At 73.4% G+C, this 13694-nt stretch carries 14 protein-coding genes; 3 read left to right on the top strand and 11 right to left on the bottom strand.

The window, feature by feature from the left end; genetic code table 11:
- Nucleotides 1-7: 7 nt before the first annotated feature.
- The gene (locus tag ABZ565_RS06275) at nt 8-850 is read right to left on the bottom strand and encodes a polysaccharide deacetylase family protein (RefSeq protein ID WP_361020992.1); all 843 of its coding nucleotides are present in this window, start codon (nt 848-850) and stop codon (nt 8-10) included.
- Nucleotides 851-1014: 164 nt separating this feature from the next.
- Here ABZ565_RS06275 and ABZ565_RS06270 point away from each other — a divergent pair, with 164 nt between their 5' ends.
- The 3 genes from ABZ565_RS06270 (at nt 1015) to ABZ565_RS06260 (ending at nt 2810) form a co-directional block, all read left to right on the top strand.
- Nucleotides 1015-1476, top strand: coding sequence for a universal stress protein (locus tag ABZ565_RS06270; RefSeq protein WP_026171102.1), 462 nt, complete (start codon nt 1015-1017; stop codon nt 1474-1476).
- Nucleotides 1477-1627: 151 nt separating this feature from the next.
- On the top strand, nt 1628-2185 hold the full coding sequence (locus ABZ565_RS06265; RefSeq protein WP_361020990.1) for a sigma-70 family RNA polymerase sigma factor: 558 nt from the start codon (nt 1628-1630) through the stop codon (nt 2183-2185).
- Between the two features lie 133 nt (nt 2186-2318).
- Nucleotides 2319-2810: a hypothetical protein gene (locus tag ABZ565_RS06260; protein WP_361020988.1), complete on the top strand. Its 492-nt coding sequence runs from the start codon at nt 2319-2321 to the stop codon at nt 2808-2810.
- Between the two features lie 6 nt (nt 2811-2816).
- On the opposite strand, the gene ABZ565_RS06255 is transcribed toward ABZ565_RS06260, so the two are convergent.
- The 10 genes from ABZ565_RS06255 to ABZ565_RS06210 all read right to left on the bottom strand — a co-directional run bounded on the left by ABZ565_RS06255 (nt 2817) and on the right by ABZ565_RS06210 (nt 13480).
- The gene (locus tag ABZ565_RS06255) at nt 2817-4007 is read right to left on the bottom strand and encodes a histidine kinase (protein WP_361020986.1); all 1191 of its coding nucleotides are present in this window, start codon (nt 4005-4007) and stop codon (nt 2817-2819) included.
- Nucleotides 4004-5485 (bottom strand): cation acetate symporter, encoded by a 1482-nt coding sequence (locus ABZ565_RS06250; protein ID WP_361020984.1) that lies wholly within the window; start codon nt 5483-5485, stop codon nt 4004-4006. The genes ABZ565_RS06255 and ABZ565_RS06250 overlap by 4 nt, the downstream gene beginning before the upstream one ends.
- Nucleotides 5482-5844 carry a hypothetical protein gene (locus tag ABZ565_RS06245; protein WP_143622716.1) on the bottom strand — a complete coding sequence of 121 codons (363 nt, stop codon included), beginning with the start codon at nt 5842-5844 and terminating at the stop codon, nt 5482-5484. Before ABZ565_RS06245 ends, ABZ565_RS06250 begins: the two co-directional genes overlap by 4 nt.
- A 64-nt stretch (nt 5845-5908) precedes the next feature.
- A complete protein-coding gene (locus ABZ565_RS06240; protein WP_361020982.1) occupies nt 5909-6664 on the bottom strand; it encodes a LytTR family DNA-binding domain-containing protein in 756 nt (251 codons plus the stop codon).
- A 38-nt stretch (nt 6665-6702) separates the two neighbouring features.
- Nucleotides 6703-7563 carry a DNA-formamidopyrimidine glycosylase family protein gene (locus ABZ565_RS06235; protein ID WP_361020980.1) on the bottom strand — a complete coding sequence of 287 codons (861 nt, stop codon included), beginning with the start codon at nt 7561-7563 and terminating at the stop codon, nt 6703-6705.
- 33 nt (nt 7564-7596) lie between these two features.
- Nucleotides 7597-8454: an amidohydrolase family protein gene (locus ABZ565_RS06230; protein ID WP_361020978.1), complete on the bottom strand. Its 858-nt coding sequence runs from the start codon at nt 8452-8454 to the stop codon at nt 7597-7599.
- Nucleotide 8455: 1 nt separating this feature from the next.
- Nucleotides 8456-8767: an L-rhamnose mutarotase gene (locus tag ABZ565_RS06225; RefSeq protein ID WP_361020976.1), complete on the bottom strand. Its 312-nt coding sequence runs from the start codon at nt 8765-8767 to the stop codon at nt 8456-8458.
- 1 nt (nt 8768) lies between these two features.
- Nucleotides 8769-9752 (bottom strand): aldo/keto reductase, encoded by a 984-nt coding sequence (locus ABZ565_RS06220; protein WP_361021176.1) that lies wholly within the window; start codon nt 9750-9752, stop codon nt 8769-8771.
- Nucleotides 9753-9869: 117 nt separating this feature from the next.
- Entirely contained in the window at nt 9870-11249 is a 1380-nt protein-coding gene (locus ABZ565_RS06215; RefSeq protein WP_361020974.1) for a wax ester/triacylglycerol synthase family O-acyltransferase, read from the bottom strand.
- Nucleotides 11250-11413: 164 nt separating this feature from the next.
- A complete protein-coding gene (locus ABZ565_RS06210) occupies nt 11414-13480 on the bottom strand; it encodes a SpoIIE family protein phosphatase (protein WP_361020972.1) in 2067 nt (688 codons plus the stop codon).
- Between the last annotated feature and the right edge of the window lie 214 nt (nt 13481-13694).

The following is a 13694-nucleotide window of genomic DNA, read 5'->3' as shown; positions in this document are numbered from 1 at the left end:
ACGCTCGTCAGCGGCGCCGCGGCACCGTGAGCCGGTACCCGTCGTCCAGCAGCTCCGGCAGATACCGGCGCAGCGCCGCCACGCTCTGCGAGCGGTCGCCGCCCGCGTCGTGCGAGAGCACCACGACTCCGGGGCCTGCGCCCTGCCTGACCCGGCGGACGATGGTGCCGGTGCCGGGCTCGGTCCAGTCGAGGGTGTCCACGGTCCAGGCCATCGGTTCCATGCCCATCGCGGCGCCGATCTCGAAGGAGTTGCGGTTCCAGGCGCCGTAGGGCGCCCGGTACCAGAGCGGCGCGGCGCCGGTGATCTTCTCGATCACGTCGCTGGTACGGCCCAGCTCGTCGGTGATCCCGGCCCGGGAGAGCTTGGTGACCAGGGGGTGGCTCCACGAGTGGTTGCCCACGGTGTGCCCCTCGTCGGAGATCCGGCGGACGAGGTCGCGGTTGTCGTTCGCCATCTCCCCGCAGAGGAAGAACATCGCCCGTACGTCGTGCTCGCGCAGCGTGTCCAGGATGTGCGGGGTGTAGAGCGGGTCGGGACCGTCGTCGAAGGACAGCACCATGGCATGCCCGATGTCCGTCAGCTGCTCGAACGGCCGGGTGCGGACCGGCGGGGCCGCGGGGCGGTGGCGCGGCGGCGTCTGTCCCGTCATGGGGCGCAGCCTATAGGCGAGCGGCCGGACGCGGAGGGCGGTTGCCGGGGATCCCGCCGCTCCCGCGAGCGGCTTCGCCGGACGGGCCGGGGAGGACACGGAGTCCGCGGCGACGACACGTACGGCGGTGGCGGCGCCCAGGCCGGCGGCCAGTCGCAGGACCGTTCTCCGCAGGGGCAGCCTGTGATCACTCTTCATCCCCCACTGCTCGCACGGCCGCCCTACCGCCCGCCTCAGCGACACCGGGCGCCGGAGCTTTTGCACCCGGATGGCGGGGAAAGCCCGGCAACCCCTGGTGAGCGGGAGGCGGCCCCCGGGAGGCCGGGCCGGAAGCCGTGGGGCGAGCCGATAGCCTCACTGCCGTGACAGATCAGCACTCCCACCAGTTCGAACGTGGCACAGACGGACCGAAAGTGATCGTCGCGGGCCTCGACGGTTCCGAGTCGTCCATGCGCGCGGCCGCCTACGCGGCCGGGCTCGCGCGGCGCCAGCGGGCCATGCTGGCCCTGGTGTACGTCCAGCCGGTGCTGGCGGCGGGCGCGGCGCTCGGGGCTCCGGTCGGCGACGCGACCGCCGAGGTGGCCGAGGGGCTGGTGGAGGAGATCCGGCAGTCGACGGCCCGGATGAAGGACATATGGGACGTCCGATGGGAGTTCCATACGTTCCGGGGTGACCCGTACAACGGGCTGGTGACCGCCGCCGACGAACTCAAGGCGGACGCCGTGGTGGTGGGCGCCTCGGAATCGGCCGGGCACCGCTTCATCGGTTCGGTGGCCGTCCGCCTGGTGAAGGCGGGCCGCTGGCCGGTCACCGTGGTGCCGTAGACCCTCCGCCCGACCGTTCACCGCACCATTCGCCGCTCTGAGCGACCGCTCGTCGCACGGGGCGGCGTTTGTCCTGTTCCTCGTGGCCTGAATGCGCTCGTATACGCCAGGTCGGCAGCGAGGCGGGACCTTGGCGGGAAGGGCGTTCACCATGACCACGACGAAGACCGATGAGCGGGCGCTCGCGGAGCTCCAGCGTGAACACGGCCCCGCCCTGTTCCACTTCCTGCTCGGTCTGACCTTCGGTGACCGGCAGCGGGCCGAGGACCTGCTCCAGGAGACGCTGGTGCGGGCCTGGCAGCACCCGGAGGCGTTCGACGGCCCGTACGAGTCGATGCGGCCCTGGCTGTTCACCGTGGCGCGCCGGCTGGCGATCGACGCCCGGCGCTCCCGGCTGGCCCGCCCGGCCGAGGTCGGCGACGCCGGTCTGGAGTGCGCACCTGCGGGGGCCGACACGGCGGAATCGGCGGTCGCGGCGCTCGATGTGCGCGAGGCGGTGCGCGCCCTGAGCCCGGAGCACCGGTCGGTGCTGGTGCAGATCTACTTCCGGGGGCTGAGCGTGGGCGAGACGGCCGAGGTGCTGGGGATACCGGCGGGCACGGTCAAGTCGCGTTCTCACTACGCGCTGCGGGTGCTTTCCCGCAACCTGCCCGGCTACACGCGCCGCCCCTCCCAGGGGCGGACGGTCGTCGGCACGTCGTGCCTGTGACGGAGCCGGTCCGGGGGATCCTGCCTTTCCGGCCACGCGGGGCGCGCTCCCCCGGTTCAATGCTGCGTGGGCGATCGGCCGGGCAGCCCGCCGGCCGTACGGCCCCGAGACCGAGGGAATGGGGCGATACGGGATGCCTCCGGAACGTCATGAGGGGTCCGGCGCGGGCGAGCTGCCGGTCCCGATGGCCTGGATGTACGCGGAGTACCTGGCCGACGAGCTGCTGCGCACCGGCGACCTGATGGAGCCGGCGACGCTGGAGTTCCGGGCGGGGCGGGACGCGCTGGCGCTGACCATCTTCCTGCTGGACGGTGCGGTGGCCGGGGCGCTCCCGGCCGCCCGGGTGGACGAGCTGCGGCTGCTCACCGCGTCCGGGGCGCCGTGGCGCCGCTGGGTGCGCACCCGGCTGGCCGCCCCGGTGGCGGGCGGCACCGGGGCGGATCTTGCGCTGGCCCGGTCGGCCTGGCGGTGGCTGGAGGAGACCGAGCTGCTGGCCGCCGATCTGGAGGCCATCGGCCGGCTGCCGCCCTGGGAGCCGGAGGGCGCGGAGGAGGAGGCGCAGGTGTGGACCCCGGCGTGGCAGCTGGGCCTGCCGCTGGGGCACCTCGCGGTGCATCTGTACTAGGCCCTGTCAGGAGCCGTGCACCCCGGCCCGGTACTTCGGCAGCCGTACGGTGATCCGCATCCCGGCCCCGATGCCCGTCTCGATGACGAGCCCGTACTCGTCCCCGTACACCTGGCGGAGCCGTTCGTCCACGTTGAGCAGGCCGATGCCGGTCGATCGGCCGCCCTCGCCGCGCAGGATGTGGCGCAGCCGCTGGGGGTCCATGCCGGTGCCGTCGTCCTCGATGACCACCTCGGCCTCGGAGCCGGCGTCCAGGGCGCTGATGGTGATGCGGCTGGAGGTGACGGCGCCTTCGAGGCCGTGTTTGACGGCGTTCTCGACGAGCGGCTGGAGGCAGAGGAAGGGCAGGGCCACGGGCAGGACCTCGGGGGCGACCTGGAGGGTGACGGAGAGCCGTTCACCGAAGCGGGCCCGGACCAGGGCGAGGTACTGGTCGATGGAGTGCAGCTCGTCCGCGAGGGTGGTGAAGTCGCCATGGCGGCGGAAGGAGTAGCGGGTGAAGTCCGCGAACTCCAGGAGCAGTTCGCGGGCCTTCTCCGGATCGGTGCGGACGAAGGACGCGATGGCGGCCAGTGAGTTGAAGATGAAGTGCGGGGAGATCTGTGCGCGCAGGGCCCTGATCTCGGCCTCGATGAGCTGGGTGCGGGAGCGGTCGAGCTCGGCGAGTTCCAGCTGGACGCAGACCCAGCGGGCGACCTCGCCCGCGGCCCGGGCCAGGACCGCCGATTCGCGCGGGGCGTAGGCGACGAGGGTGCCGAGGACGCGGTGGTCGACGGTCAGCGGCACGGCGACGGCCCACTTAAGCGGGCAGTCCAGGTCGTCGCAGCCGCTGTGGAAGGCGGTGTCGCGGCCGGTCTCCAGGACGCCCGCGACCTGCTCCATGACGTCCCGGCCGTGGTGGTCGCCCTCGCCGTCCCAGACCAGGACCCCGTCGCGGTCGGTGAGGCACAGCGCGTCGGTGCCCAGCAGCGAGCGCAGCCGGCGCGCCGACCGGCGGGCGCTGTCCTCGGTGAGCCCGGCGCGGAGCGGGGGCGCGGCCAGGGACGCGGTGTGCAGGGTCTCGAAGGTGGCGTGCTCGACGGGCGTGCCGACGTCGCTGGTGCGCACGGGCCGGGCGGTCCGGCGGCCGAGCAGCAGGCCCCCGCCGAACAGCAGGAGGGCGAGCACGACGATGACCGCGTATCCGGCCCCGGTCATCGGTGCCTCCCGGTGGTGAGCGCCTCGGGCAGGTGGAAGCGGGTCATCGCGGCGTTGGTGCCGGGCGGTATCCGGCCCGGCGTGGCGAGCGAGACCAGGACCATGGCGAGGAAACCGACGGGCACGGACCAGACGGCGGGCCAGGCGAGCAGGGCGTGCGGCCAGCCGGGCGGGCGTACCGCGCCGCTGACCGTAATGGCGACGGAGAGGAGCGCGGAGCCGCCGCCGAGCAGGAGTCCGGCCACCGCCCCGGGCGGGGTGAGACGGCGCCACCAGATGCCGAGGACGAGCAGCGGACAGAAGGAGGACGCGGAGACGGCGAAGGCCATGCCCACGGAGTCGGCGACGGGCACCCGGCTGACCATCAGCGAGCCGGCCAGGGGCACGGAGATGGCGAGGACGGTGGCCAGCCGGAAGTGCCGCACCCCGCGCGAGGGCAGCACGTCCTGGGTGATGACCCCGGCGACGGCCATGGTGAGCCCGGACGCGGTGGAGAGGAACGCGGCGAACGCGCCGCCCGCGACGAGCGCCCCGAGCAGGTCTCCGCCGAGTCCGCCGATGACCCGGCCGGGCAGCAGGAGCACGGCGGCGTCCGCGTCGCCGCCGTGGATCAGCTCGGGGGCGTACAGGCGGCCCAGCGCGCCGTAGACGGGCGGCAGGAGGTAGAAAACGCCGATGAGGGCGAGGACGGCGACGGTGGTGCGGCGGGCGTCGCGGCCGTTGGGGCTGGTGTAGAAGCGGACGACGACGTGCGGCAGGCCCATGGTGCCGAGGAAGGTGGCGACGATGAGGCCGTAGGTCGCGTACAGCGGGTGGTCGGCGCGGAACGCGGAGAGGTGCGCGTCGAAGGTGATGCGGGGCTGTCCGTCGTCCCGCCAGGCCAGCACCAGGAAGATCGCGGGGACGAGGAGCGCGGTCAGCTTCAGCCAGTACTGGAAGACCTGGACGAAGGTGATCGAGCGCATCCCGCCGGCCGCGACGGCGAGGACGACGACGGAGGCGACCAGCACGTCGCCGAGCCAGCCCGGCGCGCCGGTGAGGATCTTGAGGGTGAGTCCGGCGCCCTGGAGCTGGGGCACCAGGTAGAGCCAGCCCGCGCCGACGACGAGGACGCTGACGAGTCTGCGTACCTGCCGTGACTCCAGGCGCCCTTCGGCGAAGTCGGGCAGGGTGTACGCCCCCGAGCGGCGCAGCGGAGCGGCGACGAAGACCAGCAGGACCAGATAGCCGGCGGTGTAGCCGACCGGGTACCAGAGCATGTCGGGCCCGTGCACGAGGACCAGGCCCGCGATGCCGAGGAAGGAGGCGGCGGAGAGGTATTCGCCGCTGATGGCGGCGGCGTTGAGCCGGGGGCGCACGGTGCGCGAGGCCACGTAGAAGTCCGAGGTGGTGCGGGAGATCCGCAGCCCGAAGCCGCCGACGAGGACGGTGGCCAGGACGACGGCGGCGACGGCCGCCACCGCGTACGTGCGGCTCACGGGGCGGAGCGGCCTTCCACGAGCCGGGCGAAGTCGCTCTCGTTGCGCTCGGCGCGCCGCACGTACCACCAGGCGAGCACGGTGAGCGGCGGGTAGGCGGCGAAGCCGAGGACGGCCCAGACGACGGCGGAGCTGTGCAGGGCCTCGAAGACGAGGGGCAGGGTGCCCACGACGGCGGCGAGGACGGCGAACGCGGTGAGTCCGGCCCGCAGCTGTCCACGCATCAGCGAGCGGACGTAGGCGCCGCCGAGCGCGGTCTGCTCTTCGATCTCCGACTGGGTGCGGTAGCGCGGCAGCGGGCGCACCCGCCGGGGCTCCCCCGTCACCACTTCGCGCCGGGGTGTGGGCTCTGCGGACATGGGGCCGGAGTGTAGGCGGCACCCGGCCCCGCTGGGAAGGGGTTCCGGGCCCGGTAGCCGCTGGTCAGCGGCCGGTCCGCCGCATCAGCAGATCGCGCAGCGCGCGGGTGTGGCGGCGGCTGACGGCGAGTTCCGCGGTGCCGATGCGGACGCTCATGCTGCCGGCGTCCAGGCGCAGTTCGTCGATCCGGCCGAGGGCCACGAGGTGGCGGCGGTGGATGCGGACGAAGCCGCGGGTGCGCCAGCGCTCCTCCAGGGTGGTGAGGGGGACGCGGACGAGGTGGCTGCCCTGGGCGGTGTGCAGCCGGGCGTAGTCGCCCTGGGCCTCGGCGTACGCGATGTCGTCGATCGGGATGAAGCGGATGACGCCGCCCAGTTCGACGGCTATCTGGTCCTGCGCGGTGTCGTGGACGACGGGGGCGGAACGGTCCTGGACCTGCTCGGCGACGCGTCGTACGGCCTCGGCGAGGCGTTCGCGGCGGACCGGTTTGAGGACGTAGTCGACGGCCTTGAGGTCGAAGGCGTGCACGGCGAAGCCCTCGTGGGCGGTGACGAAGACGATGAGCGGCGGTGCGGCGAATCCGGCGAGGAGCTGGGCGACGTCGAGCCCGGATAGGCCGGCCATGTGGATGTCCAGGAAGACCACGTCGATGGCGGACGGGTCGTCGGGTCCCGCGTCGACGGCGCTCCCGATGCGGCGCAGCGCCTCGGTGGCCCCGGTGGCGCCCTCCGCGCTGCGGATGCGGGGGTCGGCGCGCAGGAGGTAGAGCAGTTCCTCCAGGGCGGGTTCTTCGTCATCGACGGCGAGTACGCGGAGCATGAGGCCGGAGTGTAGGGCGTGCCCCGCGCATCGCGCCCCTACTTGAGCAGCCGGGACAGGCGGCGGTCCGCGAGCGGTTTGCCGCCCGTCTGACAGGTCGGGCAGTACTGGAGCGAGGAGTCGCTGAAGGAGACCTCGCGGATGGTGTCTCCGCAGACCGGGCACGCCTGGCCGGTGCGTCCGTGGACGCGCATCGCGCTCTTCTTCTCGGCCTTGAGGCGTCCTGCCTCGACCCCGCCGGACCGGGCGACGGCGTCCTCCAGGGTGGTGCGCAAGGCCTCGTGGAGCCGGGTGATCTCTTCGTCGGTGAGGTGGGCGGTGGGCTTGAAGGGCGACATCTTCGCGACGTGCAGGATCTCGTCGCTGTACGCGTTGCCGATGCCGGCGATGAGCGACTGGTCGCGCAGGGCGCCCTTGATCTGGCGGCGTTCCCCGTCGAGCAGCGCGGCGAACGCGTCCCGGTCGAATTCCGGGCCGAGCGGGTCGGGCCCGAGGCGGGCGATCCCGGGGACCTCGGCCGGGTCGTGCACGAGGTGGACGGCGAGGCGTTTGGTGGTGCCGGCCTCGGTCAGGTCGAAGCCGTCGCCGCCGGTGAGGACGGTACGCAGCGCGAGCGGGCCCTTGCCGGGGCGCGGCGGGGCAGCGGGAAAGGCGTCGTTCCAGCGGAGCCAGCCGGCCCGGGCGAGGTGGGTGATCAGGTGGAGCGGGCCGACGCCGATGTCGAGGAACTTGCCGTGCCGCCGCACGTCGGTGACCGTGCCGCCGTGCAGGGCGGTCAGCGGCGGGTCGTACGTCTTGAGGACGCTGATCGCGAGCGGCAGGACGCGGTCGATCTCCTTGCCGACGAGGTGGTCGTCGAGGAAGAGCCGCAGGGCTTCGACTTCCGGGAGTTCGGGCATGGTTCCAGCCTGCCGCAGCGGCGCCCCCGGCGCCTATCGGAGGCCGTACACGCGTTCGGCGGTGGTGGCGAGCACGGCGGCCCGCTCGTTCTCGCTCAGGTCCTGGATCAGGGCGCGGGCGGTGTCCAGGACCTCGGTGTACGTGGAGGCGAGGCGGCACACCGGCCAGTCGGAGCCGTACATGAGCCGCCCGGGTCCGAAGGCGTCGATGACGGTCTCCGCGTACGGGCGCAGGCCGGCCGGGGTCCAGCCGCGCCAGTCCGCTTCGGTGACCAGGCCGGAGAGCTTGCAGACGGTGTTGGGGAGGGCGGCGAGGGCCCGCAGGTCGTCGGCCCAGGGCTGGGTGCGCCCGGTGACGACGGGCGGCTTTCCGGCGTGGTCCAGTACGAACACGAGGCCGGGGAGCGCGGCGGCCGCCCGGGTCGCGGCGGGCAGCTGGTGCGGGAGGATCACCAGGTCGTAGACGAGCCCGGCGTCGGCCACGGCGGCCAGACCGCGCAGCACTTCCGGCCGCAGCAGCCACTCGGGGTCCGGTTCGCCCTGGACCTGGTGGCGCAGTCCGACGAGCCGGTCGCCCCCGGGGAGTTCGCGCAGGGCGGCCAGGGTGTCGGCGATGTCCGGTGCGGTGAGGTCGGTCCAGCCGACGACCCCGGCGACCAGCTCGCTGCCGTCGGCGAGCGCCAAGAACTCGGGCGTCTCCTCGGCCACGGTGACGGTCTGGACGAGCACGGTGGCGGCGACCCCGGCCGCGCGGGCCTCCGGTTCCAGGTCGGCGAGGGTGAAGTCGCGGCGCAGGGGGGCCAGCGCCTCGCCGGTGATCCAGTCCTGGTCGCGTACCGCGAGGTCCCACACATGGTGGTGGGCGTCCACGACGCGGGGCCCCGCCGTCATCTCACAGCTCCCAGACGACGGGGAGCCCGGCTTCGGCGCCCTCGGCGGAGTAGTCGTGGGCCACGTCGAGGAGGCCGTCCATCCGGGCCTGCCAGGCGACGTTGACGGGCAGCCGCTCCAGCTCGGCGAGGAGACGGGCGTAGTCGTCGCACTCGATGAGGTGGAAGAGGTCGGTGCCGCTGCGCCAGATCGTCCAGGAGCCGGCGCCCGCCGCCCGGATCGCCCGGGTCAGCTCCGGCGGGACCTCCCGGTGCGCGGCCTCGTACTCCGCGATGCGGTCGGCGCGGACCTTGGTGTGCAGGGCGATTCGCATGTCAGTGTCCGTTTCCGGGCAGCAGGCCCTGGTCGCGCAGGTCGTCCCAGAGGGCGTCGGGGATCTCCCGGCTCAGCTGTGCGGCGGCGTCGCGCACCTCGTCCGGGGAACGGGTGCCGACGAGCACCCCGGCGACGGCCGGGTGGGTGAGCGGGTACCGCAGAGCGGCGGCGCGCAGCGGCACCCCGTGGGCCTCGGTGACCCCCCTCAGTCCGAGGGCGCGGTCGAGGAGGCCGATGGGGGCAGTGGCGTAGTCGTAGGTGGCGCCGGGGCGGGGGTCGGCTAGGAGGCCGGAGTTGAAGACGCCGCCGACGACGACGCTCCGGCCGCGTGCGGCGGCGGCCGGCAGCAGGTCGGTGAGGGCCGACTGGTCGAGGAGGGTGAACCGGCCGGCGCACAGGACGACGTCGACGTCGGTGTCGCGGACGAAGCGGGTGAGCATCGCGGTCTGGTTCATACCGGCGCCGATCGCCCCGACGACCCCTTCGGCGCGCAGCTTCTCCAGTTCCGGGTACGCCTCGCGGAAGGCGGGTTCCGCGTGGTCGTCGGGGTCGTGGAGGTAGGCGATGTCGATGCGGTCGAGGCCGAGGCGGTCGAGGCTGTCCTCGATGCTGCGGCGGACGCCGGCCGCGCTGAAGTCCCAGCGGCGGCGGTGTGTGGCGCGTACGGCGAAGCCCTCGGAGAGCCCGTCGGACGCGGCGGTCTCCGAGGGGGGCAGCGGGTCGAGGACGCGGCCGACCTTGGTGGAGAGCGTGTACGCGTCGCGGGGGCGGCGGCGCAGGGCCTCCCCGAGACGGCGTTCGGAGAGGCCGAGTCCGTAGTGCGGCGCGGTGTCGAAGTGGCGGATGCCCGCGTCCCAGGCGGCGTCGACGGTGGCCGCCGCCCGTTCCGGTTCCACTTCGCTGAAGAGGTTGCCGATCGCGGCGGCGCCGAAGGAGAGTTCGGTGATCTCGACGGTGCTGCCGCCCAGCCTGTTGCGCCGCATACTGTCGCCGCCCTCCTCGATGATCGCTGCCACTCAGCGAATATTCATCGGATCACTTGGGCGCGTCAACACCTCTGCCGTCACCAATCGCAGCGATCGACCGTGGATCTGTCCGATCTATTTCCTGACCACCTCATCGAGTAGCGCGGCCAGCTCCTCGTCGGCGCAACGCGCCAGCCCGTCCGGTCCGGGCAGCGCCTTGCCGTCGGCCACGACGCCGATGTGCACGCGCGAGCCGTACGTCGTCAGCGCGACGGCCATCGACTGCCCCCGGGCCAGCGGCGCCATCGGGTACAGGGCGCTCAGCGGGCAGCCGGCCAGCGAGAGGCGGGAGCGCGGCAGGGGGACGCTGGTGACCAGGACGTCGAAGAGCATCCGGGCCGCGTTCCCGGCGAGCGGGGCGCCGAAACGGTGGGCCAGCGACGGCAGTTGATCGGCCAGCACGGCGACCGCCCCGGCGCCCCGCAGCGGGCCCGCGGCCTTGTTGCGGTCCATCGCCTCGCGTACCGCGCGCAGCCGCTCCCGGGGGTCCGGCTCCGAGACGGGAAGGTCCAGGAGGTAGGCGGAGAGCCGGTTGCCGGTCGCCACGGCCGCGCCGCCCGGCCGGCGCCGCGAGACCGGGACCAGGGCGCGCGGGTCGGCGCGCGGCGGGGTCTCGCCGCGTTCCAGCATCCAGCGCCGCAGCGCGCCCGCCACGACGGCGAGCAGCACATCGTTCCCGGTGCCCCCGGCCACGCGGCGGACGCGCCGCACGGCGTCGAGGTCGAGGTCGGCCGTGGCGAGCCGCCGCGTCCCGCTGGAGCCGGCCCGGAGCATGGGTGCGCCGCGCGGGTCGAGGCGGCCGGCCCGGACCAGCGAGGCGCCGACTCCGAAGGCGCGGCCCAGGTCCTCGATGCGGCCGAGGGCGAGCCCGGCGACCTGGCGCGGGCCCGGCATCCAGGACCGGGGCGGCACCGGGCGTGGCCGGGTGGAAGGGCCGGGCCGGGCGGTCGCGGAGGCGATCTGGTCGAAGATCCCGGCCCCGATGGCGACCGCCCGCATCCCGTCGGCGAGCGCGTGATGGAGCTTGACCAGCACGGCGAACGGCCCGCCGCCCGGTCCGTCGATGAGGTACATCTCCCAGGGCGGCAGGCCGCGGCGGAGGGGCCGCTCCATCAGCTCTCCGGCGAGCCGGGTCGCGGCCGCCATGAAGCCCGCGCCGCCGGGCGCCGTCTCCTCGGCGGGCAGCCGTACGCGCCGGACATGGCGGTACACGTCGAACTCCGGATCGGTGGACCAGGCCGCGCCGCCGACGGGCAGCAGCACGTCGCGTACCCGCATGCGCAGCCGGGGAATCGCGGCGGCGCGGGCGCCGAGGAGGCCGAGGAGCGCGTCGGGTCCGGGGTCGGCGCCCGGGGGCGGCGCGAAGACGGCGAGCGCGCCGAGGTGCATGGGGTGGGCAGCGGACTCGAGGTGCCAGAAGGCGAGATCGAGGGGTGCCAGTAGCTCAGTGCCCAACGGGTCCTCATGTCATCGAAGACGGGAGACCGACCAGGTCGCAGTCAATCTCCGGCGGTCCATCACGGTCAAGTACAGACACGTTACGTTCAGTTACATTCTCATTGCGCGCAACTTCTCGGCCGTGCGGTTCTCGGCCGTCCGGACGAAGAGCGGACGGCGGGTCAGTCGCGTGGCGGAACGACGAACTCGCTCCAGACGCACTTTCCGGTGCCCCGGGACTCGACGCCCCAGGCGTCCGCGAGCTGGTCGACCAGCAGCAGGCCGCGTCCGGAGACTCCGGCCTCGCCGGCTTCCCGGCGGCGCGGCAGGGCGCTCGACCGGTCCTCGACGTCGACCCGGAGCCGCCGCTCGGGACCGGTGAGGACCCGGATCGTGACGATGGCGCCGCCGTCGGTGTGCATCAGGGCGTTGGTGACCAGCTCGTCGGCGGCCAGCTCGACCTCGTCGGCCCGGTCCTTGGCACCCCAGGCCCGGACCGCCGCGCGGATCATATGGCGGGCCGAGCTGAGCGCCTCGGGGTCGTTCTGGGCGACGTGCTGCTGGAGCCGGCCGCCCGGCTGCGGGGCCTGTGCGGCCTTGCGGCGCAGGAGCAGCAGGGCCACATCGTCCTCGCCGCCGCGCTCGTCCACGGACGCACAGAGGCGGTCGGCGAGCTGGTCGAGGTCCTGCGGTCCGTTGGTGACGAGGGCGGTGAGCAGCTGGGTGCCCTCGTCCAGATCGGCGCCCGGCAGTTCCACCAGCCCGTCGGTGAACAGCACCATGGTCTGGCCGGGGTCCAGCTCGACCGTGCCGACCGGGTATTCGAGCCGGCCGAATTCGGCGGACAGCCCGAGCGGCAGCCCGCCCTCGGAGGGCACCCTGCGGCAGCCGCCGTCGGCGTCGCGCACGAGCGGGTCGACGTGTCCGGCACGGACCAGCTGGACCACGCCGGTGGTCAGGTCGGCCTCGGCGTAGGTGCAGGTGGCGAAGCGGTCGGTGTCCAGTTCGTGCAGGAACACGGAGGCGCGTGCCATGACCGTGGCGGGGCTGTGCCCCTCGGCGGCGTACGCCCGCAGCACGATGCGGAGCTGGCCCATCACGGCGGCCGCGTGGGTGTCGTGGCCCTGCACGTCCCCGATGACGGCGCCGACCCGGCCGCCGGGCAGCGGGATGACGTCGTACCAGTCGCCGCCGATGTCCCGGCCGAGCCGGGCCGAGCGGTAGCGCACCGCGATCTGGGCGCCGGGCACGTCGGGGATCCGGCGCGGCAGCATGGCCTGCTGGAGCCCTTCGGCGAGGTCGTGCTCCTGTTCGTAGAGCATGGCCCGCTGGAGGCTCTGGGCGATGGAGCTGCCGAGGGCCAGCAGCAGGTTCCGTTCGTCGGCGGTGAAGCCGTCCTTGCCGCTGTAGAGGAGGCCGAGTGCGCCGATGGGGCGGGCCTGGGCGATCAGCGGGAGGTAGGCGGCGGAGGTGATCCCGAGGTGGCTGATGTGCGGCCACAGGACGGGGTAGGAGGTGGCGAAGTCCTCGGCCGACTCGATGAAGCGGGGGCCGAGCGTGCGGACGACCTCGCTCATCGGGTACTGCTCGTCCGTCCGGGTGTACCGGGTGCCGGGCACGAACGACCCCTCGGGCCCGTCGGCCACCAGGTGGATGCGTCCGGCCTCGATGAGCCCCATGACCAGGCTGGTCGCACCGAGCAGGGCCAGGCCCTCGGAGTTCTTCAGGACCTCGATGACGTCCTTGACGGTACGGGCGTGGGCCAGCGCGGCCGTGGTGGCGTCGACCAGGCTGGTGCGGCGGCGCAGCTCCTCGTCCAGCTCGCGGCGGGCGGCGGACTCGGCGAGTTCGGGGCCGGCGTCCCTGACGATGCCGATGATCCGGCGGGGGCGGCCGCTGTCGTCGCGGCGCACGAAGCCCTGGGTGTGCGCCCAGCGCAGGGTTCCGTCGCGCGACTGGAGCCGGAAGTACGCCCCGTAGTTGCTGCGGCCGCTCTTCAGCGTCTCCGAGACCATGGCGTCCAGCCGGACACCCTCGTCGGGCGGCACGCGCAGACCGAGCGTCTGGGGGCGGTTGTCGTATTCGTCGGCCCTCAGATCGAACACGTCGAGGGCGGGCCGGTCCAAGTGCATGAGGCCGCTGTCGAGATCCCAGTCGAAGCTGCCCATTCGGTTCAGGGCGAGGCTGAGATCCGGGTGGGCGGGCCAGTCGTCCGGGAGTGACAGGGCACCCGCTACCCGATCATCCATGTGCGTCACTCTGCCACCATTTGTCCGATTCTTCGACTGAACCGTCCATTTGGTGAACGTGCGATAGGACACATTCACGGAGCGTGCCGGAGGGCCACATCACGGGGATTTCCCGGGCGCCGGCGCGAGAGGAGGGGCCGAATACCGCCCAGTAGGGCCGCCCCGCCCCGAAAGCGGGTCCGAGCAGGGGCTAACGTGTGCGACGGGGTCGACT

This window comes from Streptomyces sp. NPDC016469, assembly GCF_040632905.1.
Taxonomy (GTDB): Bacteria; Actinomycetota; Actinomycetes; order Streptomycetales; family Streptomycetaceae; genus Streptomyces.
This window is presented reverse-complemented; position numbering and strand designations above follow the sequence as displayed.

Excerpts from the sequence above, each read along its gene's own strand:
- ABZ565_RS06275 (WP_361020992.1), bottom strand. The coding sequence starts at position 850 with ATGAAGAGTGATCACAGGCTGCCCCTGCGGAGAACGGTCCTGCGACTG.
- ABZ565_RS06265 (WP_361020990.1), top strand. The coding sequence starts at position 1,628 with ATGACCACGACGAAGACCGATGAGCGGGCGCTCGCGGAGCTCCAGCGT.
- ABZ565_RS06260 (WP_361020988.1), top strand. The coding sequence starts at position 2,319 with ATGCCTCCGGAACGTCATGAGGGGTCCGGCGCGGGCGAGCTGCCGGTC.
- ABZ565_RS06255 (WP_361020986.1), bottom strand. The coding sequence starts at position 4,007 with ATGACCGGGGCCGGATACGCGGTCATCGTCGTGCTCGCCCTCCTGCTG.
- ABZ565_RS06245 (WP_143622716.1), bottom strand. The coding sequence starts at position 5,844 with ATGTCCGCAGAGCCCACACCCCGGCGCGAAGTGGTGACGGGGGAGCCC.
- ABZ565_RS06240 (WP_361020982.1), bottom strand. The coding sequence starts at position 6,664 with ATGCTCCGCGTACTCGCCGTCGATGACGAAGAACCCGCCCTGGAGGAA.
- ABZ565_RS06235 (WP_361020980.1), bottom strand. The coding sequence starts at position 7,563 with ATGCCCGAACTCCCGGAAGTCGAAGCCCTGCGGCTCTTCCTCGACGAC.
- ABZ565_RS06230 (WP_361020978.1), bottom strand. The coding sequence starts at position 8,454 with ATGACGGCGGGGCCCCGCGTCGTGGACGCCCACCACCATGTGTGGGAC.
- ABZ565_RS06225 (WP_361020976.1), bottom strand. The coding sequence starts at position 8,767 with ATGCGAATCGCCCTGCACACCAAGGTCCGCGCCGACCGCATCGCGGAG.
- ABZ565_RS06220 (WP_361021176.1), bottom strand. The coding sequence starts at position 9,752 with ATGCGGCGCAACAGGCTGGGCGGCAGCACCGTCGAGATCACCGAACTC.
- ABZ565_RS06210 (WP_361020972.1), bottom strand. The coding sequence starts at position 13,480 with ATGGATGATCGGGTAGCGGGTGCCCTGTCACTCCCGGACGACTGGCCC.